This window comes from Hyalangium sp. (assembly GCF_035629615.1).
Lineage (GTDB): Bacteria > Myxococcota > Myxococcia > Myxococcales > Myxococcaceae > Hyalangium.
The window spans coordinates 11132-32080 of record NZ_DASPHO010000761.1; the positions used below are offsets into that span (position 1 = coordinate 11132).

Consider the following 20949-nt stretch of genomic DNA (forward strand, 5'->3'; position numbering starts at 1 on the left):
CTAGCTCCTGAGGATGTTGGTGGCGTCGAACATCTGATCTTCGCCCGTGGCGGCGACGCGAATCCGGGTCAGCCCGAACACCGCCTCGCGCAGCTTGTCCAGGTCGCCGGCCTGCATGGCCCGCTGCCCGTTGGCGATGAGCTCCTGGTAGCGCACCTTGTCCGAGTAGGCGTACGGCGAGGCGACGGCATACTTGAAGCGCTCCACCACGAACCAGTCCTGCCTCCAGAGGACCTCGAAGAAGCGCCCGCGCAGATCCGCGAGCAGGCTCTCGAAGTCCTTCTCGTCCCGGTCGATGGCCCGCTGGGCGGTGCGGATGAGGTTCTCGATCGTGGACACCTCGGTGGGCCGGGCCAGCTCACGAATGGCCTGCTCGAAGAAGCCCTTGGCGTCGTCCAGCTCCAGCTTGCGGATGGTCTTCAGGTGGTTCTTGCGGATCTGCGCCAGCAGGCGGCGTGCATCCAGCACCTCATCCAGGGCCTGCTTGGTGGACTCGGGATCGCGCTGCTCGGGGCGCATGGAGACGGCGCTCTCCACCTTCTGCCGCGCCTCCTCCAGCCGGGGATCCTGCACCTTGGCGGAGATGTCCTCGATGCGCCCCTTGGTGCGCTGGCCCTCCTCGGCCACATGGGTGGCGGCGGCGCTGAAGTCAATCTGCCCGGCCTGGCGAGAGTAGAAGTTGTGGCCCGAGTGGAAGGCGCCGCCAATGGAGCTGACGGAGACCTCGAAGCTCACGGCACCCGAGTCGGAGACTTCGTACTCGAAGACGAGATCCGCGCCAGCGGCGATGACGCCCCCCTCGAAGTCCTTGCCGTTGATCTTCAGCATGCCGATGAAGCGGTTGTCGGAGATGGGATCCTCGATCTCGCCCTCCCACAGCTTGAAGTTGAGCGAGCCCGCGGAGCCGGCGCGCAGGGACTCGGCCGCCTTGTAGACGCGCTTGCCGCGCTTGGGCAGTGACTCTCCGGCGCGCACCAGCCAGTCGAGCGTGGCCCGGCCACCGATGCGCTCCAGGGCCTCGATGCCGACGGAGTGGGAGGCCGGGATGGCATCCACGGTCGCCGCGGCGCGGGTGATGACAAAGCGATCCTGCTCCAGCTTGACGGGCCCGCCGCTGGGGTCGAAGGCAAAGAGCTTGAAGGCATTGTCCCCGCTCTTGGCGAGCGGCACGTCCACGGCGGCCCCCTCCTTGAGGGGCAGCCGCCCGGAGCTCCACCCCGCCTCGAGGCAGTCCACCTGGAAGGCAGTGCCAGGCAGGGGGGGCGTGGCGAGCTTGAGGGCCACCTTGGCCTTCACGTCCGGCGTGCGGGCCACGTAGTTGATGGTGACGTTCAGGGCCCCGCTGGTGGAGATGGAGCCACGTGCGCTCTTGCGGCCGCGGGTGGCGGAGCTCCAGTCGATGGACTCGGCGAAGAGCGCAGCGCCCTCCGTCACCGCCGTCATGGGGTTGACCTCCGTGCTCCCGGCGATCCCCAGCGCCTCCAGCACGTTGTCCCTCAGCGGCTTGTAGTGGGTGGGCCCGCCGACGAAGACGATGCGCTCCACGTCCTTCGGGGTGAGCCCGGCCTTCTCCAGCGTCTCGCGCGCGGCCTGGATGGAGTCCCCCACCCGCGACGCGATGAGCTTGTCGAACACCTCACGCTGCAGGGGGATGTCCAGGTAGAGCTCGTTGTCCGCCCTGTCCCGGGCGCGTGCGGTGACTTCATCCAGGGTGATCTTGCTCTCCGGGCGCGAGGAGAGCTCGACCTTGGCCTTCTCGGCGGCCCAGGCCGCGGCGCGCATGAGGGGCAGGTACTTCGGATCGGAGGCGAAGTCCGGTGCCAGATCGAAGTGCTGCAGCAGCCAGGGCTTCACCACCTCGTCCACCAGCAACCGGTCAAAGTCCCGGCCGCCACACATGGCGATGCCGCCGTGGGCCAGCAGGCTGACGCGGCCGGCGAGGCTCTCAGCCACGGCGATGTCCAGCGTGCCTCCGCCCAGATCGTAGACGACGAAGACGCCGTCGTTCTTACGGGCGCGCATGACGGCCATGATGGCGGCGACGGGCTCCTGCATGAGGGCCACCTTGCCGATGCCCGCCATCTCCGCGGCCTGCAGGGTGGCGTCCTTCTGCATCTGGTTGAAGGCAGCGGGCACGGTGATGACGGTGCCGGTGCCCTCGTGGTTGCGCACCTCCTCGGGCAGGTAGCCGAAGAGCACCTTGAGCACCTCGGCGGAGCACTCCTCCGGGGTGAGGGTGAGGTTGACGGCCTTGAGCTGCACGGGGGTGCTGGTGCCCATCAGCCGCTTGAAGAGCATGGCCGCGTTGTCGGGGCTCTGCGGCGCGGAGTTGTAGGCCTTCTGCCCCACATGCTTGTTGCCGCGCTTGTCAATGTAGATGACGGAGGGGGTGACATCTGTCTGCTCGGGGCTCTTCCACAGGCGCAGCGCGTCCCCGTCAAAGGAGCAGATGGCGCTGTTGGTAGTTCCCAGATCGATTCCGACGAAGCTCTTCATGGCTGCACCTTGCGGAGGAGGACGGTCCCCGAGCGGAGCAGTCCCGCGGGGCTCATGATGATGGGCTCGACCATCTGGTCGACGTAGAGGGTGTCCTCTGGCCCGAAGTCAGCGGCGTTGATGGCGGTGGCGGCGATGCCCGGATCGAAGGGCTGGCCCTCGATGTTGACGACACGCAGGCCGGACGCCTGGAGGTTCTCCTCCAGCCGCTTGAGGTACCACCGCAGCTGGCTCTCGTACCGGGCCTGCGCCCCCGCATCGAGCTTGGAGACGACGCGAGAGAAGAGGCGCGCGAAGCGCCAGGACTCCACGGCGATGTCAATGAGTGACTGGCGTTCAGGGCCAGGCCCGTCAGTGCTGCTCATACATTCCCCCTGTCTGTACGGGCCCAAAGACCGCCCACATCCAGGAAGAGCCGACAGCGGGATAAATGATTCACGAAATCCGCGGACGGAGGTTCCGGTGCCTCCAGGGAATAGCGCCCCTCTGTAGGGGTTCGGAGGCCGCCCCGCCTGGAGGACTGCCTGGCGTGGGGCTGCAATCGGAGTGCTGTTTTCTCGTATCCCCGAACCGTTGCGTCAGAGTGCGCACGCGGGCCCTCGAGCCCTCTTCCCGTACCCAGGAGGTTGCATGTCGTCCCTCATCTCCCGAGTGGTTGCCGCGCTGGCGCTGATGCCCGCGCTGGCGCTGGCCGCTCCCCCACCGGCGGCGCCTGCCAAGAAGTCCACGGCGCGGCCCTCGAAGCAGTACACCATCGAGCAGTTCATGGCGACCACGAAGCTGGCGGGCTCCTCGTTCTCCCCGGACGAGAAGAAGATCCTCTTCTCCTCGAACGAGAGCGGCATCTTCAACGCCTACAGCGTGCCCGCGGGCGGCGGCAAGCCCACGCCGCTCACGCGGTCCAAGACGGACTCCACGTTCTCCGTCTCCTACTTCCCCAACGACGAGCGCATCCTCTTCACCCGCGATCAGGGCGGCAACGAGAACAACCACCTCTACGTGCGTGAGCTGGACGGCAAGGAGAAGGACCTCACGCCGGGCGACAAGCTCAAGGCGATGTTCTTCGGCTGGAAGGCGGATGACTACTCGGCCTTCTACGTCGTCACCAACGAGCGGGACGCGCGCTTCTTCGATCTCTACAAGTACGACGTGAAGACGTACGCGCGCACCCTGCTCTACCAGAACGACGGCAACTACCAGGTGGCCGACATCTCCCGGGACGAGAAGTGGATCGCCCTCGACAAGCCTCGCACCACGTCCGACAGCGACATCCACCTCTACGACGTGGCGAAGAAGGAGCACAAGCACATCACCCCGCATAAGGGCGCCGCCAGCTACTCGGCCGCCGAGTTCGACCCGAGCGCCACCGCCCTCTACTTCCTCACCGACGACGGCTCGGAGTTCAAGCGCGTGGCCCGCTACGTGCTGGCCACCGGCAAGCAGGAGGACGTGGAGCGCGCCGACTGGGACGTCATGTACACCTACTTCTCCAGGAACGGCGCCTACCGCGTCTCCGCCATCAACGAGGATGGGCGCACCGTCATCCGGCTCCACGACACCAAGGCCGGCAAGCAGGTGGTGCTGCCACAGATGCCCGAGGGCGACGTCACCTCGGTGTCCATCGCGCGCAGCGAGAAGCGCATGGCCTTCTACCACAATGGGGATCGCTCCCCGAGCAACCTCTACGTCTACGAGTTCGCCACGGGCAAGGCCACGCGCCTGACGAACACGCTGACCCCGCAGATCAACCCGGAGGATCTCATCGACGCCGAGGTGGTGCGCTTCAAGTCCTTTGACGGGATGGACATCCCCAACATCCTCTACAAGCCGCACCAGGCCACGGCGGACAACAAGGTGCCTGCCATCGTCTGGGTGCACGGCGGCCCCGGTGGGCAGACGCGCAAGGGCTACTCGGCGATCTTCCAGTACCTGGCCAACCACGGCTACGTGGTGCTGGGCATCAACAACCGCGGCAGCTCCGGCTACGGCAAGACGTTCTTCACCGCGGATGACCAGAAGCACGGCAAGGAGCCGCTGCAGGACTGCCTCGAGGCGAAGAAGTACCTGACCAGCCTGCCCTATGTGGACGGCAGCCGCATCGGCATCGCGGGTGGCAGCTACGGCGGCTACATGACGCTGGCGGCGCTGGCCTTCCACCCGGACGCCTTCAATGTGGGCGTGGACATCTTCGGCGTCTCCAACTGGCTGCGCACGCTCCAGAGCGTCCCGCCCTGGTGGGAGTCCTTCCGCGAGGCGCTCTACCAGGAGATCGGCGATCCGGTGAAGCACGAGCAGATGCTGAAGGACATCTCCCCCCTCTTCCACGCCGAGAAGATCAAGAAGCCGCTGCTCGTCATCCAGGGCGCCAATGATCCGCGAGTCATCCAGCCCGAGTCCGACGACATCGTCCAGGCGGTGAAGAAGAACAAGGTCCCCGTCGAGTACGTGATCTTCCCCGACGAGGGCCACGGCTTCACCAAGAAGAAGAACGAGGTGGAGGCCTACTCGCGGATGCTCAAGTTCCTGGATCAGCACCTGAAGAAGTCCGGCACCGCGCCGATGAACTAGGGGGCTTCTTCTCCCCCGCGACTCCACCCGGAATCGCGGGGGCCCCGGGGCTCGAGCGATGGGCGGCCCTGACTCAGGGGCCGTCGGGATCGTGCAGCCCGTGCTTCTTCAGCAGCTTGCGAAGATAGACCCGGTCGATGCCGGCCTCCCGCGAGGCGCGCGAGACGTTGCCCTCGCACCGCTCGAGGAGGCCCTTGAGGTAATCGCGCTCGAAGCCCTCGATGAGCCGCTCCTTGGCCTCCTTGAAGGGCAGCTCCGGCGTGGCAGCGGCGCTGGCGTTGGCAGCGGCCGGGCGCGGCTTGTCCGTGGGTGACGAGGGGGAGATGTCCGGCAGCCCCTCCTCCCCCATGTTCACCACGCGCTCCACCACGTTGCGCAGCTCACGCACGTTGCCAGGCCACGGGTACTGCGCCAGCAGCGCGCGCGTCTGATCCGACAGCGCGCTCGGCGGCCGCCCCATGCGCTCCAGCACCGTGTCCACCAGCAGTGGAATGTCATCCAGCCGCTCGCGCAACGGCGGCAGCGTCACCCGCAGTACCGCCAGCCGGTGGAACAGATCCTCGCGGAACTTCCCCGCCTTCACCGCCCCTTCCAGGTCCACGTGCGTGGCCGCCACCACGCGCACGTCCACGGTGCGGTAGTCATTGGCGCCCACCCGCTTCACCTGCCGCCGCTCCAGCACGCGCAGCAGCCGGGGTTGGATGTCCGGAGGCAGCTCCCCCACCTCATCCAGGAAGACCGTGCCGCCATCGGCCCGCTCGAACACCCCGGCCCGATCCGACTGGGCGCCGGTGAAGGCCCCCTTCACGTGCCCGAACAGCTCCGACTCAATCAGCGTGGGCGCAATGCCCGCCAGGTCCACGATGATGAAGGGCCCATCGTGGCGCTTGCTCGTCGCGTGGATGCCTTCGGCACACCCCTCCTTGCCCGTGCCCGTCTCGCCCTGGATGAGCACGTCCGCGTCTCCGGCTCCCAGACGCTCCAGCACCGTGAACACCTCGCGCATCTTCCGGCTGGCCCCTACCAGGGAGCCAAAGCGGGTGCGTGCGGAGGGAGGAATGACGCGCTCGCGCGAGTCCTCCGGGAGGATCTTCAGCTCGGTGGTGCCCAGCTTGAGGACCGCGCCGGGACGGACCTCCAGCTCCGTGAAGCGCATGCCCTCGCAGAACGAGCCATTGCGCGAGCCCATGTCCCGGGCCAGCACGCCGCTCTCCTTCACCTCCAGGGTGAGGTGCTGCCGGGACACGGCACGATCCTTCAGGACGTAGTCACACGCCGGGGCCGTACCGAGCACATAGGTCCCAGCCACGAGCGCATGGCTCTTTCCCGCATCTGGCCCCGACAGGAACACGAGCTTGATCCGTACCGTGCCCTTTCGCTCGACCGGCATGCTGGCAGTCTCGAACTGCCCTGAGTCCTGCTCGTCATCATCTTCGTGGGGCGCCACGGGCGGAGACCATAGCACTCTCCTACCAGGCAAGCGGCGGAACCTGCATCGCAGCCCGGAAGGCCGTCCCTGCCTGCCCGCCCGCTTAGCGCTCTGCGTGCCAGCCCCTGGCGTCTGGAGTCACTCTCCGTCCGGGTGTACGGTCGGCCTCCAATCGGATTCCACCCAGCCACGGGATCGCATGACGGAGCCCACCCCTCCCGCCCCGGGAGCGAAGCGCGATGATGATCTGGAGGAGTTCGACCTCCCGTTCTTCGAGCTCGTCGCCCTTCGGCTGCAGGTGCTGGTCTTCGCCCTCCTCACGCGCATCACCGACCTGCTCCTGCTGCTCTGGCACCCCCGGCTGCTGCCATCCTATCTGGGCATCTGGTGGGCGGAGATCCGCCATACCCCCTACCGCGCGCGGCGCACCTTCGAGGTGGTCCGAGCGCTGAAGACCACCGGCCAGCGCTTCCGGGAGCTCATCTATGGAGAGACGCCGCTGATGTCGGCGCTCTACCTCTTCAAGCGGGCGGGGCTCGGGCGAGGCAGCCGGCTGGTGGATCTGGGCGCGGGGCGAGGCAGGGTGCTCATCGCCGCGAGCTGGCTGGGGGCCGAGGCCCGAGGAATCGAGCTCATCGCCGACCACGTGACGCGCGTGGCACCGCGGCTCCAGGCGGTGGGCATCACGCTCACCGTGGGAGACATGACGCGCGAGGAGCTGGGAGACGCGACCCACCTCTTCACCAACTGGCTGGCGCTCACCCCGGAGACGAAGGCCCGGCTCATCGAGCGGTTCCGCACCTGCCGACCTGGAACGCGCATCCTCACGGTGACGCGGCCCATCGAGGCGGAAGACTTCGTCCGCCTCTCCCGGCACTGGGTGCTCTTCACCTGGGGAGTCGAGGTGGTGTGGATCCACGAGTACCGCCCCAAGGCTCCGCCGCTCCCCTCCCCTGAGGGAGGCACCGCTCACCCTGCCGCTGGAGCCTGACTGGACACCGTCGGCGCCACGGGCCCTCCGAGACGTCTCCTCAGCTCGTTGAGCAGCAGGGAGGACTCAATGGGGCGCAGGCGGCAACCCACGTACTTGTCCGGACGAATCAGGTAGGCGCAAGGCGCCCCTGCGCCGAAGCGCTGGTGTGCGTGCCCTTGTACATCTACCAGCACGCCGGCCCCTGCCCGCTGGGCCTCCGGGGTCACCACCCATGCGCGCAGCCACCCGGCATAGCTGGACTCCAGGGTGCGAGCCAGGCGGAGGAGCTCCTCGAACGGCGCGGGCACATCCAGCCCCTGGAAGAGCAGGAGCACGTGTGAGGGCCCTCGCAAGGCCTCATACAGCCGGGTGATACCCTCCCCGGCGATCGGAACCTCCGGCACCCGCTCACCGGGCGCTGGCCCCTGTGCAAGAGGGGCACTCGGTCCCTCCGCCCCACGAACCGTCTCGGTGGACAGCGGGCTGTGGCGATAGCGCAGGTAGAGCTGGGAGATGAACCGCACCACCCGGCGCTGGAGCCCTGGACGCGAGAGGATGGGAGCCAGGAGCGGGGCCAGGTGCTTGCGCGCGAACCGAGCCACAGGTCCCTTGGCCGCCGCGAACCCGAACATCCGGTCCGTCCCCTCCAGCAGCTTGCGGCCCACGGGCTCTCGCTCGGTGCCGTAGGTGTCCACGAGCGACTCGCTTGCCCTCCCCTGGAGCACCAGCGCCAGCTTCCAGGCGAGGTTGTAGGCATCCTGGATGCCCGTGTTCATGCCCTGTCCACCGGCCGGGCTGTGGATGTGGGCCGCGTCTCCCGCCAGCAGCACTCGCCCCTCCCGGTAGCGAGGCACGCCGCGGCGATGCAGCCGGTAGCCGCTCGTCCAGCGCGGCTCGCTCAGCCGGGTCGGGACAGGCGCCATGCGGGACACCACCTCGTGGAACTGCTCGAGCGTCGGGGTAGGCGTGTCACCCGGGGGAGCCATGTCTCGAGGGATGATGGTGACGAGGCGGAAGCGGGACTCGCCCGGCATGGGGAAGGCCGCCATCACGCCCCGCTCCGAGGGCATGAGGTAGATCTCGCCCGGCTTCAGGGACCAGTCCACGTGAACGTCCCCCAGCATGCAGACGTCCTCGTACGTCTCGCCCTCGAAGGGGATGCCGGCTGCCTTGCGCACCTGGCTGCGCGCGCCATCGCAGCCCACGAGCCACCGCGCACGCACCGTCTTCTGCCTCCCGTCCTTGTGACGAAGCGTGGCCTCCACCGCCCCCTCTACCGCGCGGTGCCCCTCCAGCTCCACGCCCCACTCCACCTTGCAACCCCGCGCCGTGAGCTGCTCCGTGAGCAGCGCCTCGGTGGCGTCCTGCGGAAGAACGAGGATGAACGGGTAGTGAGACTCGAGCCCGGCAAAGCCTCCGAGGCTCAGGTGCGCCTGACGCCCGTTTCGAGCCACCATGTTGGCTCCCTCCACGCGCTGGCCCCGAGACAGCGCCGCCGCGGCAAATCCCAGATCGTCGAACACCTCGAGCGTGCGGGCCTGCACCGCCAGCGCCCGCGACAGCGGCGAGGGGCCGTCCAGTCGATCCACCAGGCGGACTTGGATGCCATAGCGCTCCAGGCACACCGCCAGCGTCAGGCCCGTGGGCCCTGCGCCCGCGATGAGCACCTCCACGTCGTCCATGGTCGCTCCTCCTCACAAGGCCAGCCCGGCTGGCCACACCCAGTCTCTCAGGAAAGCCCCCTGGGCAAGTGAGCAATCAAGGGCCGTGCCGGGTGCCCGTCGTCGGGAAGCCTTCGAGGTGCCATCTACGACTCAATCATGGAGATCGGCACGAGGCGCATGCTGGGGGAGATCCTCCTGGAGCGGGGAGTGGTCAGCCGCGCCCAGCTCCGCCTGGGACTGGTGCACCACCACGAGGCCCGGGTCCCCCTCGGCCGGGCGCTCGTCCGAGAGCGGATCTGCACGGAGTCCGACGTGCTGCAGGCGCTCTCCGATCAGCTTGGCATCGACGCGGTGGACCTGGAGCGTGCGCCGCTGGACCGCAAGCTCTCCCGGCTCATCCCCCTCCGAATCGCGCGGCAGTACCGCACCGTCCCGCTCCGCCTGGAGCTGCGGGACAAGGAAGTCCTCCACGTCGCCCTGCCCGCCCCAGCCTCAATCGAGGCGCTGGATGCGGTGCGTGCCGTCTCGGGCAAGCCTCGGGTCGAGCCGCACCTCGCCTCGGACGCGGCCCTGGCTCGCGCGCTCGCGGAGCTGTACGGCATCCGGGAGTCATCCCAGGAGCCCGAGCCCGAGTCCGAGCCCGATCCGGATGCCCCCGTCCTGCTCTACGGCTGGGCCCCTGTCACGGCCGTCCTCATCACCCGGATCCTCACCCGTCACGGCTACTCGGCCAAGGTGGCCACGGCGCTGGAGGTGCTCCACACGAGCCCCTCGGATCTGGTGCTCGCGCCCGTGCAGGCGATGGAGGGGCTGCTCATGGGAGAGCTCCAGATCGGCGGTGCGCTGATCGTCCACAGCACCTCGGAGGACGAGGGCTTCGAGCGAGCCCACCAGCTCGGCGCGAAGGGCTTCCTCGTCAACCCGATGGACGAGGAGCTGCTGCTACGCGCGATCCGCCGCCTGCGGCTGCCCCCCTCCGACGGCCGGCGGAACTCCCGGGGCCTCGCGGACGGAGAGCACAAGGGCACGCAGGGGTGAGACGAGCTGCGCCAGGTACCCACGCGGGAACGGCGTGGTGAGCCCAAGCGCCCACCGCTCCTCTCCCTCCGGCCGGTGGTACGTGCCGAACAGCCAGTCCATATAAGGAGCGAGGTTGGCGAAGTTGTGCCGTGTCTGCTCGACACGGGCGTGGTGCCAGTGGTGCAGCTCTGGCGCACCAAGGAGGAACCCCAGCGGGCCCAGCGGGAGGCGGACGTTGGAGTGGATGAAGGCGCCCCACATGCCACGGAAGGCCACCACCATGGCCAGCGGCGCCAGAGGGATGCCCAGGACGAAGGCGGGAAGGTTGCACACGAGTTGAGTGGTGAGCCCATCCAGCGGGTGCTCCCGGTGCGCCGCCAGCCAGTCCAGGTGCTCCGCCGAGTGGTGCACGGCGTGGAAGCGCCAGAGCCACTCCACCTGGTGACACAGGCGGTGCCACCAGTACACGCACAGATCGCAGAGCACCACCGCCTCCACGACTTGGAGCCACACGGGCTGGAGGCTCACCGCGGCGCGCAGCTCCGCCAGGACGCTGGGGCGCAGGAGATCCTGGAGGCCCGTGAGCGAGAGCACGACGAGCGGCCCCCACGCCAGGTATTGGCCGAGGAAGAAAGCGAGATCCACGCCCCAGGCTGGACGACGGAGGCGCTGCCCGGCGCGCGCGGGGAACGAGCGCTCCAGCGGCCAGAATGCCAGGGCCAGCAGCCCGAAAGAGAGCGCCGTCCCCATGAGCAGCTGGCGCATCACCGGCCCTGCTGCTCTGGAAGCCCCTGTGCTCCAGCGGGCGCTGCGCCCCCCTGCTCCCCTGGCGCGGTGGCGGCACCGGTCCCCGCGTCGGCCGCAGGTCCCGTCCCCGCATCGGGAGAGGCCGCTGTCGTCGCGGCGACTGGAGGCACGGGAGCCGCGAGCGGGCGCCCTTCGAGCTCCTTGCCCGCAAGCGCCTCCGCCGAAGCACCGAACACGTGCCCGATCTTCGTTCCGGGCATGAAGGCCGTTCCCGCCACCAGCACGACGAAGGCGAGGATGCACACCCCGCCGATGACCGAGAACATCCTGAGGATGCCCATTCCCACGTTCCTGCTCATGTCGCGCTGACTCCTTGGATGCTCAGTCTTGCACGCTCCGCCCCTCGGCCATCAAGCCCCCCGTCCGGGCGAGCGCATGGCTTGCCCGAGTCTGGTTGCGTGCGGACCGTTGGCTCGAACCCTGAGACCAGAAAGGAGCCCGCCCTCATGGACGCGCTCGCAATGCTGAAGCAGCAGCACCGGGAAGTGGATGAGCTCTTCGACCGCATCCAGCAGGCTGAGGCCGATGAGAAGATCACCCTCCTGGGCCAGATCTCGGAGAAGCTCACCATCCACGCGACGATCGAGGAGCGGCACTTCTATCCCTTCTGCATGCGGATGGGCATCCAGGACATGGTGGACCAGTCGATGCAGGATCACGCCGACGTCAAGCAGCTCATCGCGGAGATCCTCCAGATGAAGCGCAGCGATCCGCGCCTCGAGCAGGAGGTGCACCAACTCATGATGTCGGTGCAGGCCCACGTGAAGGAGGAGGAGGACACGCTCTTCCCGCGCCTGATGAGCGTGGCGGAGGAGGAGGACCTTCGGACCGTGGGCGTGGAGATGCAGCGCAGCATGGAAGAGCTGTCCCAGCAGGAGCTGCTCAAGCTGGCCGAGCACGAGGGCAGCACGCTGGCGCCCTAGCAGGCGGCGCGGAGCACGAGGGTCCTCGAGGAGACACGGGAGAGGGCCCTCGCCAGTCCGCTCGCTCCTGCTTCTCAAGCGCACACCCGTGCTCCACCTTTCCCGCGGGAATCATCCGCCGCCCGCAGGAGCGTCCATATGAAGCACCCCGCCTCACCGCGTGTCGTCGCCCTCGTCGGTCCGCAGGGTTCGGGAAAGACGACCCTGCTGGAGTCCTTGCTGCGCGTCACCGGAGCAGGCTCCCTGCGAGCCCCTGGGGGAAGCGGGACGGCCAGCGGGCGCACGATGACGGCGGAGCTGGCAGCGGTCACCACCGACTTCCTGGGCGAGCGCTGGACGTTCATTGACTGCCCGGGTGCTCCCGAGTTCTCCCTCGAGGCGCGGCACGCGTTGATGGTCTGCGACGCGGCGCTGGTGGTGTGTGACACCGGCCCAGAGCGCGGGGCAGCCCTGTCACCGCTGTTCCACTTTCTCGACACGCAGCACATCCCCCACCTGCTCTTCCTCAACGCGCTGGACGAGAGCGGCGCCTCGGTGCGAGGGCTCCTCGAGTCGCTGCAGAACGTCTCCGCGCGCCCGCTGGTCCTGCGTGAGATCCCCCTGCGCGAGGGAGAGCGGATGGTGGGCGTGGTGGATCTCGTGAGCGAGCGGGCCTGGGGCATGACCGGCGAGCGAGAGGCAGCGCTCATCCCCCTGCCCGAGACGGATCGACCCTTGGAGGAGGCGGCACGCCGCCAGATGCTCGAGCGGCTGGCGGACCAGGATGACGCGCTGCTGGAGCAGCTCATCGAGGACGTAGTGCCTCCGCCAGGGGTGCTCTATGAGCAGATGGCGCGGGCGCTGCGTGAGGATCGGCTGGTGCCCGTCTTCATCGGCTCGGCCGAGCGAGGCCTGGGGCTCTTGAGGCTCCTGAAGGGGCTGCGGCACGAGGTGCCCGGCGTCGAGGAGACGCGCACGCGCCTGGGGATCTCTGCTGGCGGCGGTCCAATGGTCCAGTCCTTCAAGACGTGGTACGTGCCGCACGTGGGGAAGCAATCGCTGGCCCGCATCTGGCGGGGCACGGTGGCGGATGGGAGCACGCTCGGCGGAGGACGCGTGAGTGGGGTGCTCCAGCCCCATGGGGCGCGTCAGACGCCGGTCTCCGCCGCAGCCGAGGGAGAGGTGGCGATCCTCGGCAGGGTGGACGCGGCACGCACGGGAGATCGCGTGGAGATGGGCGGCGTGCGCCGCACCATGGGCTGGCCCGTGGCGCCACCTCCCGTGCACCAGGTCGCGATCTCCGCGCAGAAGCGCACGGATGACGTGAAGCTGCCGGGCGCGCTGGCCCGGCTGGTGGAGGAGGATCCCTCCCTGGCCGTGGACCAGGATCCGGACACCCAGCAGCTGCTGCTCGGGGGCCAAGGCGAGCTGCACCTCCGAGAGGCCCTCGAGCGGCTGGGCTCACACCTGCGTGTGCCCGTGGGGGTGCACCCCGTCCCCATCCCCTACCGGGAGACCGTCCGGCGGCACGGCACGCACCACACCCGCTTCAAGCGGCAGTCGGGCGGACATGGCCAGTTTGGAGACGTGGTGGTGGAGGTGCGGCCGCTGCCTCGCGGGCAGGGCTTCTCCTTCACCTCGGCCGTGGTGGGCGGCGCGGTGCCCCGGCAGTACATCCCCTCGGTGGAGGAGGGAGTGCTCGAGGGCCTGCGCCGAGGACCGCTGGGCTTCGCGGTGGTGGACGTGGCGGTCACCCTGACGGGGGGAACCTTCCACTCAGTGGACAGCTCCGATCAGGCCTTCCGCACGGCCGCGCGCCTGGCCATGGTGGAGGTGCTGCCCAAGCTGGAGCCGGTGCTCCTGGAGCCCATCCTCCACCTGGAGCTCCACGTGCCACGCGAGGCGAGGCCCCGCGCCCAGCGGCTGATCACCGGGCGACGGGGTCAGCTGCTGAGCTTCGATGCGAACCTGGACCTCCCAGGCTGGGAGATCGTCACGGCCTACCTGCCTCATGCGGAGCTGAAGGGCCTCATCGTGGAGCTGCGCTCGGCGTCCGCCGGCCTGGGCACCTTCGTGGCCCGGCACGATCACTACTCCGAGCTGATGGGCCGGCAGGCCGAGCGCGTAGTGAGCCACCAGCCCATGGCCGAGCGGTGACACTTCAAGCTACGGGCGAGTCCTCGTGCGGGGCGCCCTCTTCCGCGTGGTGCCGCTCGTGGGATCCGTGGGGTCGAGCCGCGTGCGGGGGTTGGCACGGCCCGCGCCACACGGCGCTCGTGGCCCAGCTCGCTCAGCACGTCATCGACGTTGACAGGCCGAGCCGGCGGGCCGCCTGGGTCACGCTGCCTTCCTGGAGGAGTGCATCCAAGGTCGCGAGCAAGCTGAGATCCGAGGGTTCCATGCCCAGGCACTAGAGCACAGCGTCTGGAGGATGACCTGATGGAACTCGGATGGTAGGGTGCGCCGCCGTGCCGCGCATCACATTCACCTCCAGCATCCAGCGTCATGTGTCGTGTCCCACTGAGACGGTGACCGGGACCACTGTTCGAGAGGCCCTCGAGCAGTACTTCGCCCGCCACCCTCAGGCACGCGGCTATGTGCTGGATGAACAGGGTGCCATGCGCCAGCACGTCGTTGTCTTCGTCAACGGCAGCCAGATCCGCGACCGCGCGGCCCAACGGGATCCCATCAACGAATCCGCCGAGCTCTACGTCATGCAGGCTCTCTCAGGGGGATGACCATGTCCGATCGCATCTTCGCCGCCACCCGCAAGGGGCTCTTCGAAGTCCGCCGCACCCAGGGCCGCTGGCGCATCGCCAACACCTCCTTCCTCGGGGACTCGGTCTCGCTGGTCTCCCGGCCTGCCGCGAATGGCACCGTCTACGCCGCGCTGGGCCTGGGCCACTTTGGCGTGAAGCTGCGCGCCTCCTCGGATGGAGGGCAGCGCTGGAATGAGCTGGCCGCCCCCGCCTTCCCGAAGCAGCCGGACGGCGTCGTGGACACCCTCCCCGATGGCAAGCCGTGGCCCTGGCGCGTCGAGCAGATCTGGGCGCTGGAGGGGGTGGGTGACACGCTCTGGTGCGGGACGATCGGCGGTGGCCTCTTCCGCTCGGACGATGGCGGCCGCTCCTGGGAGCTGGTGCGCAGCCTCTGGGAACACCCGATGCGCAAGCAGTGGTTCGGTGGCGGCACCGAGATGCCGGGCATCCACTCCATCTGCCCCCACCCGAAGAACGCGAAGGAGCTCCTCATCGGCGTCTCGTGCGGCGGCGTCTGGCGCACCCTGGACGGAGGCGCGAGCTGGGAAGTCACCAGCCACGGCATGTTCGCCGAGTACATGCCTCCCGAGCGGCGCGAGGATCCCGTCATCCAGGATCCGCACATGGTCTCGCGCTGCGCCGCGCACCCCGACCGCCTCTGGTCTCAGCACCACAACGGTGTCTTCCGCTCCGATAACGGGGGGACCCAGTGGGAGACGATCCCCGAGAGCGCTCCGAGCGTCTTCGGGTTCGCCATCGCCGCCCACCCCACGAACCCGGACATCGCCTGGCGCGTCCCCGCCATCAAGGACGAGGTGCGCGTCCCCGTCCAGGCCCACGTCGTCGTCTCTCGCACGCGAGACGCTGGAAAGAGCTGGGAGGTGCTGCGCGAGGGGCTGCCCCAGGAGCACGCCTACGATCTCACGTTCCGCCACGCACTCGACGTGGACGCCTCGGGAGAGCGGGTCGCGTTCGGCAGCACCACGGGCTCGCTCTGGGTCTCCGAGAACAGCGGAGACTCCTGGGCGCACGTGTCCGCGCACCTGCCTCCCGTCTACGCCGTCCGCTTCGCCTGAGCCATGAAGTGGCGTGGCAGCGGCCAGGGAGCTCTCCCCGGCCGCTCGTCCTTCCAGGGCTCGCGAGCCCTCTCAGTGATGTCCCCCACCCCCGTGCGCTTCGGCCGGCGCCACGACCTCGACGATCTCGGCCATGCCCAGATCCCCGTGCTCGACGATGTGGCAGTGCATCATGAACTGCCCGATGTAGCGCGAGTAGCGCGTGCGAACCTTGAAGGTCTCTCCGCTGCGCACCATCAGCGTGTCCTTCCAGAGGATCTTCCCGTCCGCCGTCTTCACCTGGAACGGGTTCACGTGGATGTGGAACGGGTGATTGAAGTTCTGGGACGTCACCGTCCACTCCTCCACAGCGCCCAGCGTCAGCTTGCGCACGTTATGGGTATTGAATTCCTGGCCGTTGATCAAGAACCGCGGCGGCGTCACCGAGGTGTCGATGCTGAAGACGGCCGTCTGCTCGCCGGTGATCTCCGAGTCCTCAATGGTCCGGAGCGGCACGAGCGGCGCGAGCTCCTTCGGCTCCGGCAGGCGCATCCTCACTGGCCGGCCTCTCACCTCGATGCGAGCCAGGGTGTGCCCCGGCGCCGGAGCCGGGACCGCCTCGTCCACGAGGAAGTACGTGCCCGGCGCGAGAGGGCGCCCATCCTCCTGCGTCGCGCGGACCATCACGTCCGCGCGGTAGCCGGGATGCATCTCGGTCTCGGTCACCTTGTCGACCCGCCCGGTGGTGATGCCGTCATGCGCGATCTGGAACTGTGACAAGGGGGTCTCCTGACTCCCCTCGCGACGGACCAGCCGGAGCTTGAGCATCTCGCGGATGCCCCCGTGAATGAACCGCCAGCGCTGCACCTCGCCGGGAGACATCTCGTAGGTCGGCTCGACGACGCCGTTGAGCGTGAAGCGCCGCCCCAGGCTCTGCCAGACGTTGACCTTGAACAGCTCGTAGCTCTCCACCATGAGGGCCTGGCGCCCAGGCATCGTGGGATCGTCCGCCAGGACATAGGGGATCTGCTGGAAGAGGATGATCCGCTCCTTCGCGGCGCGGATGGAGGGCACCCGGTCAATATCCCCCCGGATGATCAGGGGGCCGGCCATGCCGCTGGCAAGCTGGAGGGTCGCGGAGCCGTGCTTGTGGGCGTGGTACCAGTAGGTGCCGGCGGAGTGATCGTGGGGAATCTTCACCTCGAACTGGAACTCCCGGCCCGGCGGGATGGCGAGCATCACGTTGTCCGCGTTCCCCGTGGGCGACACGTGCAGGCCGTGGAGGTGGAGGTTCGTGGTGTTGAAGCCGTGAGGCTCGGTGACGGTGTGCTCGTGGCCCGGGACTGGCTCGGGGGGGAGGCGGTTGTGCAGGGTGATGTTGAGCGTGTCCCCGGCAGAGGCCTCGATCAGCGGGCCATGCAGCTTGCCGTTGTAGGAGCGCAGCTTGACCTCGTCCCACTCCTTGCACTTCCCGTCCTGCAGGACCCGGCAGATCCGGTGGGTGGCGTAGGCGAGCTCCAGGTGAACGAAGAGATCCCGCGGGGCGTGGTGGGTCTTGCCCCCCTGGTGCGGGTGCTCGTGAGGTTGGTCATGCTCCAGGAACTGCTGATGCGGCTCGACGGCGCCCGCCTGGGGCGATGCTTGAAAGGCCATGATCTCTGCTCCTGAGCTTGGGCTGACCGCAGTGGCCAGCCTCCCTCAGGAGCAGAGTCGGCCCCTGGCGCATGTGACACCCCCAGCCCGTGGCGCGCCCCGCCCGGCCACTCTCCTGACAGGCGTCACCCTCGGTTCCAGGCGCGCCCCTGGCCCTCGAGCAACTGGCGAGCTGCTGCAGGCCCCCACGTCCCCGCCGCGTAGTTGGGCTCGGCCTTGGTCTCGCTCCAGGCCTCCAGCACGGGCATGACCAGCTCCCAGCTCCGCTCCACCATGTCCCGGCGCGTGTAGAGCGTGGAGATGCCCAGCAGGCCCTCCAGCAGCAGCGGCTCGTAGGCCTCCGGCAGCCGCTCATCGAAGGCCTGGGCGTACAGGAAGCTGAGGTCCACCTCGCGCATGCCGAGGCCCCGCCCGGGCACCTTGGTGTTGATGCGCAGCACGAGCCCCTCCTTGGGCTGGATGCGAAGCACCAGCTGGTTGGCGCCGGTCTGCTCCTGTCCCTCCAGGCCCGGGAAGCGGAACAGCCCTGGCTTGAACTGCACGGCCACCTCCGTCACCCGCTCCTCCAGGCGCTTGCCCGAGCGCACGTAGAAGGGCACCCCCGCCCACCGCAGGCTGTCGAAGCGCATCGTCAGCAGGGCATAGGTCTCCACCCCGGAATCGACGGCCACGCCCGGCTCCTGCCGGTAGCCGGGCACAGGAGCGCCGCTCACCTGGCCTGCGCCGTACTGGCCGCGAATGCACTCGGTGCGGATGCGCTCGGGAGAGAAGGCGCGCGCCGTCTGCAAGAGCTCCACCTTGGCGCTGCGCACGGACTCAGGGGACAGGTCCTCGGGCGGCTCCATGGCCAGCAGCGAGAGCACCTGGAAGACATGCCCCTGGATCATGTCCCGCACCACACCCGACTGCTCGTAATAGCCGCCACGGCCCTCCACCCCCAGCGTCTCCGCGTTCGTGATCTGCACGTGGTCAATGTGCTGGCGGTTCCACAGGGGCTCGAAGAGCCTGTTGGCAAACCTCAGGACGAGCAGGTTCTGGACCATCTCCTTCCCCAGGTAGTGGTCCATGCGGAAGATGCTCGGCTCGTCGAAGTAGCGGTGGAGCCGCGCATTGAGCGCCCTCGCGCTGGCGAGATCGGTGCCAAAGGGCTTCTCGACGATGATGCGCGCCCAGGCACCGGCCCGGGCTCGGGACAGTCCCGAGGCGCCCAGGTGGTCCACCACCGGTCCGAAGAGGGACGGAGCCACCGAGAGATAGAAGAGGCGGTTGCCTCGGGTGCCATGCTCCCGCTCCACCTGGCCCAGACGCTCGGCCAGGCGCGAGTAGTCCTCTGTCCGTGAGAGATCCATCGTCACGTGCTCGAGCTTCCGGGCGAAGACCTGCCACGCGATCCCATCCAGCGCTCCCATGGCCTGCTCCAGGCTCTCGCGGACGCTGGCGCGAAAGGCCTCGCGGTCCATCGCCGCGAGCGAGGCGCCCACGAGGGCAAAACCCTCGGGCAGCAGGCCTCGCTCGAAGAGACGGAAGAGCGCCGGCAGCAGCTTGCGCCGTGCGAGATCCCCCGAGGCGCCAAAGAGGACGAAGACGCAGGGCTCGGGGATGGCCTCGGCCGTCGCTCCGTTCGAAACCCTCTCTTCCCAGCTCGCAGTTGCCGTCCGTGTCATGACTCCACCCTTGAGGTTGTTTTCCCGGGGTGGAGCCAGGATCGGGAATTTGTGACGCGCCCCCGGCAAGCGCTCTGCCTTCGGTGAATGGCCGATCACAAAGATTTCCGGCCCCATCAGACATACCGAGTACGCCATGACGCTCGCCGCGACTCGCGGGCGTCCTGCGGCTCCAACCCTCCACCGGAGCTTCGACCATGACTGTGATGAATGAGCTGCGCGACACCCGGACCCAGGCCCAGCGGCTGGTGCTCGCACAGATGATGGAGATGATCGAGATCGCGCGGGCGTCGGCCATCCGGGCCCGCCACGAGCCCTTCCGCAAGAAGGAGCCGCTGCCGCTCTTCAAGCCCCAGAGCGTCGAAGAGCGCACCGCCTATATCCGCTCAGAGCTCGGGAAGCTCTCCGCCCAGTATGGCGAGCTGTCCGAGTTCGCCCAGGCCATGGGCGCGGTGCTGCAGCACGTGGACACCTTCAGCGCGGCGGAGCTCGAAGAGGAGCTGCAGGACCTGCGGCGCCAGTGGCTCGACGACGTGGCGGAGGACACCGGCGATGAGCGCGAGCTGGAGGTGGACGCCTCCGTGCGAGTGGACGCGGCGAGCGTCCTCATCGATACGATCCGGCGCGAGCGCCGCATGCCCACGCACCGGGAGCGGCGAACGATCCACGAGGCCTACGAGGCGCTGGCACAGGGGGCCCGGCTGACCCTGCCGTACAAGCCGATGCCGCTGCCTGGGAAGGGCACGACGCAGACGTACATGTCCGTCACCGACCCGGGCGAGGGGCATGTGCTGGGCACGAGCACGGACGAGGACTACATGCGCGGCGTGATCGTCCACGTGGAGCACCTGGAGCGTGGGCACGAGGATCGCAGCTCAGTGGAGTCCTACCGGATCCCGTCGGTGCTCAACGTGGCCAAGGTGCGCATGCACGTGGGGCCGCGGGCTCCGGTCACCAGCTTCATTGGCCGGCCCCTCTTCGACAGCGGGCGGTTCCACCTGGATCTGTGGAAGGTGGTGCACACCATGGCGGCGGCGGCCAGCGCCATGTTTCAGCAGGGGGTGGCAGAGTGCAAGTTCGCCATGGAGCGCATGACGGCCTCGCAGATCATCGAGTTCATGCGCAGCCTGCGCAGCAACGTGCTGCGCAACCCACGGACCCAGTACCTGTCTGCAGCCTTCAACCTCAACACGCCGATCCTGGATGATCGGGGCGGCGTGGAGCGCCGGGTGACGGAGCGGCGGGAGATCGGCCTGCTCGGCATCGAGCTGGTGAAGGAAGGCGGCTTCGACAAGGTGACGTGGGACGGCTCGGCGGACACCTACCCCAGCATCCCGGTCATGGAGCAGATCTCCCACGCCACGGCGGTGGAGTTGGTGCACCGCGCGCACGAGCGGGGGCTGCTGACGTACTTCTCGGCGGGCTTCCGGCTGCCGCAGATCGCCGCGGCCGTGCACGTGGGAGTGGACGGGGTGGGCATCGGCGGCGCGCAGATCCTCCGCTATATGGACTCGGACACGGGCTACCACGGCCCGTTCCAGCCCGAGAACATCCCCGCCATCCTCGCGGCGCGGGACGAGGCGGCCCAGAGCCCGCTGGGACGCGCGGCGGCACTCCTGGCCCGGCTGGACTGGGCCTCCTCGCAGGGCCACCTCACCGACGCCCAGGAGAAGATGCGCGAAGAGCTCTTCGAGGCGCTCTGCCGCAAGGAAGTCGAAGGGCTGATCGGAGCCACGCCCATGCAGTCCGCAGCCTGAGGTTCCAGGGGAGTGGGCTTGCCCCGGTTTAGTGGACACTAGGGTTATGCTGCCAACTTAACAGGTAGGGCGGCTCGCTCATACTCCAAAGGGCTCAAGTAGCCCAGGCTCGAGTGCCGGCGACGACGGTTGTAGAAGACCTCGATGTACTCGAAGATCGCCAAGCGGGCTTGGTGCCGCGAGGCGAACTGCGTCAGGTACA

Annotated in this window: 18 protein-coding genes; 8 read left to right on the forward strand and 10 right to left on the reverse strand. The window is 68.4% G+C overall.

Annotated features, from left to right (window positions below; all coding sequences use genetic code 11):
• Both VD972_RS38055 and VD972_RS38060 read right to left on the reverse strand, forming a co-directional pair.
• Window positions 1-2496: an Hsp70 family protein gene (locus VD972_RS38055; RefSeq protein WP_324993731.1), complete on the reverse strand. Its 2496-nt coding sequence runs from the start codon at window positions 2494-2496 to the stop codon at window positions 1-3.
• Window positions 2493-2861 (reverse strand): hypothetical protein, encoded by a 369-nt coding sequence (locus tag VD972_RS38060; RefSeq protein WP_324993732.1) that lies wholly within the window; start codon window positions 2859-2861, stop codon window positions 2493-2495. The genes VD972_RS38055 and VD972_RS38060 overlap by 4 nt, the downstream gene beginning before the upstream one ends.
• Window positions 2862-3126: 265 nt before the next feature.
• Between VD972_RS38060 and VD972_RS38065 the strand changes: the two genes are divergently transcribed.
• Window positions 3127-5064, forward strand: a complete 1938-nt coding sequence (locus VD972_RS38065; protein WP_324993733.1) for a S9 family peptidase — start codon at window positions 3127-3129, stop codon at window positions 5062-5064.
• Between the two features lie 73 nt (window positions 5065-5137).
• On the opposite strand, the gene VD972_RS38070 is transcribed toward VD972_RS38065, so the two are convergent.
• Window positions 5138-6454 (reverse strand): sigma 54-interacting transcriptional regulator, encoded by a 1317-nt coding sequence (locus tag VD972_RS38070; protein ID WP_324993734.1) that lies wholly within the window; start codon window positions 6452-6454, stop codon window positions 5138-5140.
• 238 nt (window positions 6455-6692) lie between these two features.
• Here VD972_RS38070 and VD972_RS38075 point away from each other — a divergent pair, with 238 nt between their 5' ends.
• Window positions 6693-7484 carry a class I SAM-dependent methyltransferase gene (locus VD972_RS38075; protein ID WP_324993735.1) on the forward strand — a complete coding sequence of 264 codons (792 nt, stop codon included), beginning with the start codon at window positions 6693-6695 and terminating at the stop codon, window positions 7482-7484.
• On the opposite strand, the gene VD972_RS38080 is transcribed toward VD972_RS38075, so the two are convergent.
• Window positions 7463-9148 carry an FAD-dependent monooxygenase gene (locus tag VD972_RS38080; RefSeq protein ID WP_324993736.1) on the reverse strand — a complete coding sequence of 562 codons (1686 nt, stop codon included), beginning with the start codon at window positions 9146-9148 and terminating at the stop codon, window positions 7463-7465. The genes VD972_RS38075 and VD972_RS38080 overlap by 22 nt on opposite strands.
• Window positions 9149-9286: 138 nt before the next feature.
• Here VD972_RS38080 and VD972_RS38085 point away from each other — a divergent pair, with 138 nt between their 5' ends.
• The gene (locus VD972_RS38085) at window positions 9287-10168 is read left to right on the forward strand and encodes a hypothetical protein (protein ID WP_324993737.1); all 882 of its coding nucleotides are present in this window, start codon (window positions 9287-9289) and stop codon (window positions 10166-10168) included.
• On the opposite strand, the gene VD972_RS38090 is transcribed toward VD972_RS38085, so the two are convergent.
• Together VD972_RS38090 and VD972_RS38095 are read right to left on the reverse strand one after the other, a co-directional pair.
• A complete protein-coding gene (locus VD972_RS38090; RefSeq protein ID WP_324993738.1) occupies window positions 10073-10915 on the reverse strand; it encodes a sterol desaturase family protein in 843 nt (280 codons plus the stop codon). The genes VD972_RS38085 and VD972_RS38090 overlap by 96 nt on opposite strands.
• The gene (locus VD972_RS38095) at window positions 10915-11256 is read right to left on the reverse strand and encodes a hypothetical protein (RefSeq protein WP_324993739.1); all 342 of its coding nucleotides are present in this window, start codon (window positions 11254-11256) and stop codon (window positions 10915-10917) included. Before VD972_RS38095 ends, VD972_RS38090 begins: the two co-directional genes overlap by 1 nt.
• Before the next feature lie 147 nt (window positions 11257-11403).
• On the opposite strand from VD972_RS38095, the gene VD972_RS38100 reads away from it, so the two are divergent.
• Both VD972_RS38100 and VD972_RS38105 read left to right on the forward strand, forming a co-directional pair.
• Window positions 11404-11880 carry a hemerythrin domain-containing protein gene (locus tag VD972_RS38100; RefSeq protein WP_324993740.1) on the forward strand — a complete coding sequence of 159 codons (477 nt, stop codon included), beginning with the start codon at window positions 11404-11406 and terminating at the stop codon, window positions 11878-11880.
• A 138-nt stretch (window positions 11881-12018) separates the two neighbouring features.
• Window positions 12019-14016: an elongation factor G gene (locus VD972_RS38105; RefSeq protein ID WP_324993741.1), complete on the forward strand. Its 1998-nt coding sequence runs from the start codon at window positions 12019-12021 to the stop codon at window positions 14014-14016.
• 133 nt (window positions 14017-14149) lie between these two features.
• On the opposite strand, the gene VD972_RS45630 is transcribed toward VD972_RS38105, so the two are convergent.
• Complete coding sequence (locus VD972_RS45630) at window positions 14150-14260, reverse strand: LysR family transcriptional regulator (protein WP_414654195.1); 111 nt, start codon at window positions 14258-14260, stop codon at window positions 14150-14152.
• 67 nt (window positions 14261-14327) lie between these two features.
• Here VD972_RS45630 and VD972_RS38110 point away from each other — a divergent pair, with 67 nt between their 5' ends.
• Both VD972_RS38110 and VD972_RS38115 read left to right on the forward strand, forming a co-directional pair.
• Window positions 14328-14597 carry a MoaD/ThiS family protein gene (locus tag VD972_RS38110; protein ID WP_324993742.1) on the forward strand — a complete coding sequence of 90 codons (270 nt, stop codon included), beginning with the start codon at window positions 14328-14330 and terminating at the stop codon, window positions 14595-14597.
• 2 nt (window positions 14598-14599) lie between these two features.
• Window positions 14600-15694 (forward strand): exo-alpha-sialidase, encoded by a 1095-nt coding sequence (locus VD972_RS38115; protein ID WP_324993743.1) that lies wholly within the window; start codon window positions 14600-14602, stop codon window positions 15692-15694.
• 72 nt (window positions 15695-15766) lie between these two features.
• Here VD972_RS38115 and VD972_RS38120 read toward each other — a convergent pair whose 3' ends face one another.
• Both VD972_RS38120 and zwf read right to left on the reverse strand, forming a co-directional pair.
• Complete coding sequence (locus tag VD972_RS38120; RefSeq protein WP_324993744.1) at window positions 15767-17326, reverse strand: multicopper oxidase family protein; 1560 nt, start codon at window positions 17324-17326, stop codon at window positions 15767-15769.
• A 125-nt stretch (window positions 17327-17451) separates the two neighbouring features.
• Window positions 17452-18990, reverse strand: a complete 1539-nt coding sequence (zwf, locus tag VD972_RS38125; protein ID WP_324993745.1) for a glucose-6-phosphate dehydrogenase — start codon at window positions 18988-18990, stop codon at window positions 17452-17454.
• A gap of 197 nt (window positions 18991-19187) precedes the next feature.
• Here zwf and VD972_RS38130 point away from each other — a divergent pair, with 197 nt between their 5' ends.
• Window positions 19188-20747 carry a hypothetical protein gene (locus VD972_RS38130; protein ID WP_324993746.1) on the forward strand — a complete coding sequence of 520 codons (1560 nt, stop codon included), beginning with the start codon at window positions 19188-19190 and terminating at the stop codon, window positions 20745-20747.
• 44 nt (window positions 20748-20791) lie between these two features.
• Here VD972_RS38130 and VD972_RS38135 read toward each other — a convergent pair.
• Window positions 20792-20949: IS3 family transposase (locus tag VD972_RS38135; protein ID WP_324993747.1), on the reverse strand; the 158-nt coding region annotated here is incomplete at its 5' end.

Coding starts and splice junctions, on each gene's coding strand:
- VD972_RS38055 (WP_324993731.1), bottom strand. CDS start 2,496: ATGAAGAGCTTCGTCGGAATCGATCTGGGAACTACCAACAGCGCCATC.
- VD972_RS38060 (WP_324993732.1), bottom strand. CDS start 2,861: ATGAGCAGCACTGACGGGCCTGGCCCTGAACGCCAGTCACTCATTGAC.
- VD972_RS38065 (WP_324993733.1), top strand. CDS start 3,127: ATGTCGTCCCTCATCTCCCGAGTGGTTGCCGCGCTGGCGCTGATGCCC.
- VD972_RS38070 (WP_324993734.1), bottom strand. CDS start 6,454: ATGCCGGTCGAGCGAAAGGGCACGGTACGGATCAAGCTCGTGTTCCTG.
- VD972_RS38075 (WP_324993735.1), top strand. CDS start 6,693: ATGACGGAGCCCACCCCTCCCGCCCCGGGAGCGAAGCGCGATGATGAT.
- VD972_RS38080 (WP_324993736.1), bottom strand. CDS start 9,148: ATGGACGACGTGGAGGTGCTCATCGCGGGCGCAGGGCCCACGGGCCTG.
- VD972_RS38085 (WP_324993737.1), top strand. CDS start 9,287: ATGGAGATCGGCACGAGGCGCATGCTGGGGGAGATCCTCCTGGAGCGG.
- VD972_RS38090 (WP_324993738.1), bottom strand. CDS start 10,915: ATGCGCCAGCTGCTCATGGGGACGGCGCTCTCTTTCGGGCTGCTGGCC.
- VD972_RS38095 (WP_324993739.1), bottom strand. CDS start 11,256: ATGAGCAGGAACGTGGGAATGGGCATCCTCAGGATGTTCTCGGTCATC.
- VD972_RS38100 (WP_324993740.1), top strand. CDS start 11,404: ATGGACGCGCTCGCAATGCTGAAGCAGCAGCACCGGGAAGTGGATGAG.
- VD972_RS38105 (WP_324993741.1), top strand. CDS start 12,019: ATGAAGCACCCCGCCTCACCGCGTGTCGTCGCCCTCGTCGGTCCGCAG.
- VD972_RS45630 (WP_414654195.1), bottom strand. CDS start 14,260: ATGGAACCCTCGGATCTCAGCTTGCTCGCGACCTTGGATGCACTCCTC.
- VD972_RS38115 (WP_324993743.1), top strand. CDS start 14,600: ATGTCCGATCGCATCTTCGCCGCCACCCGCAAGGGGCTCTTCGAAGTC.
- VD972_RS38120 (WP_324993744.1), bottom strand. CDS start 17,326: ATGGCCTTTCAAGCATCGCCCCAGGCGGGCGCCGTCGAGCCGCATCAG.
- zwf (WP_324993745.1), bottom strand. CDS start 18,990: ATGACACGGACGGCAACTGCGAGCTGGGAAGAGAGGGTTTCGAACGGA.
- VD972_RS38130 (WP_324993746.1), top strand. CDS start 19,188: ATGACTGTGATGAATGAGCTGCGCGACACCCGGACCCAGGCCCAGCGG.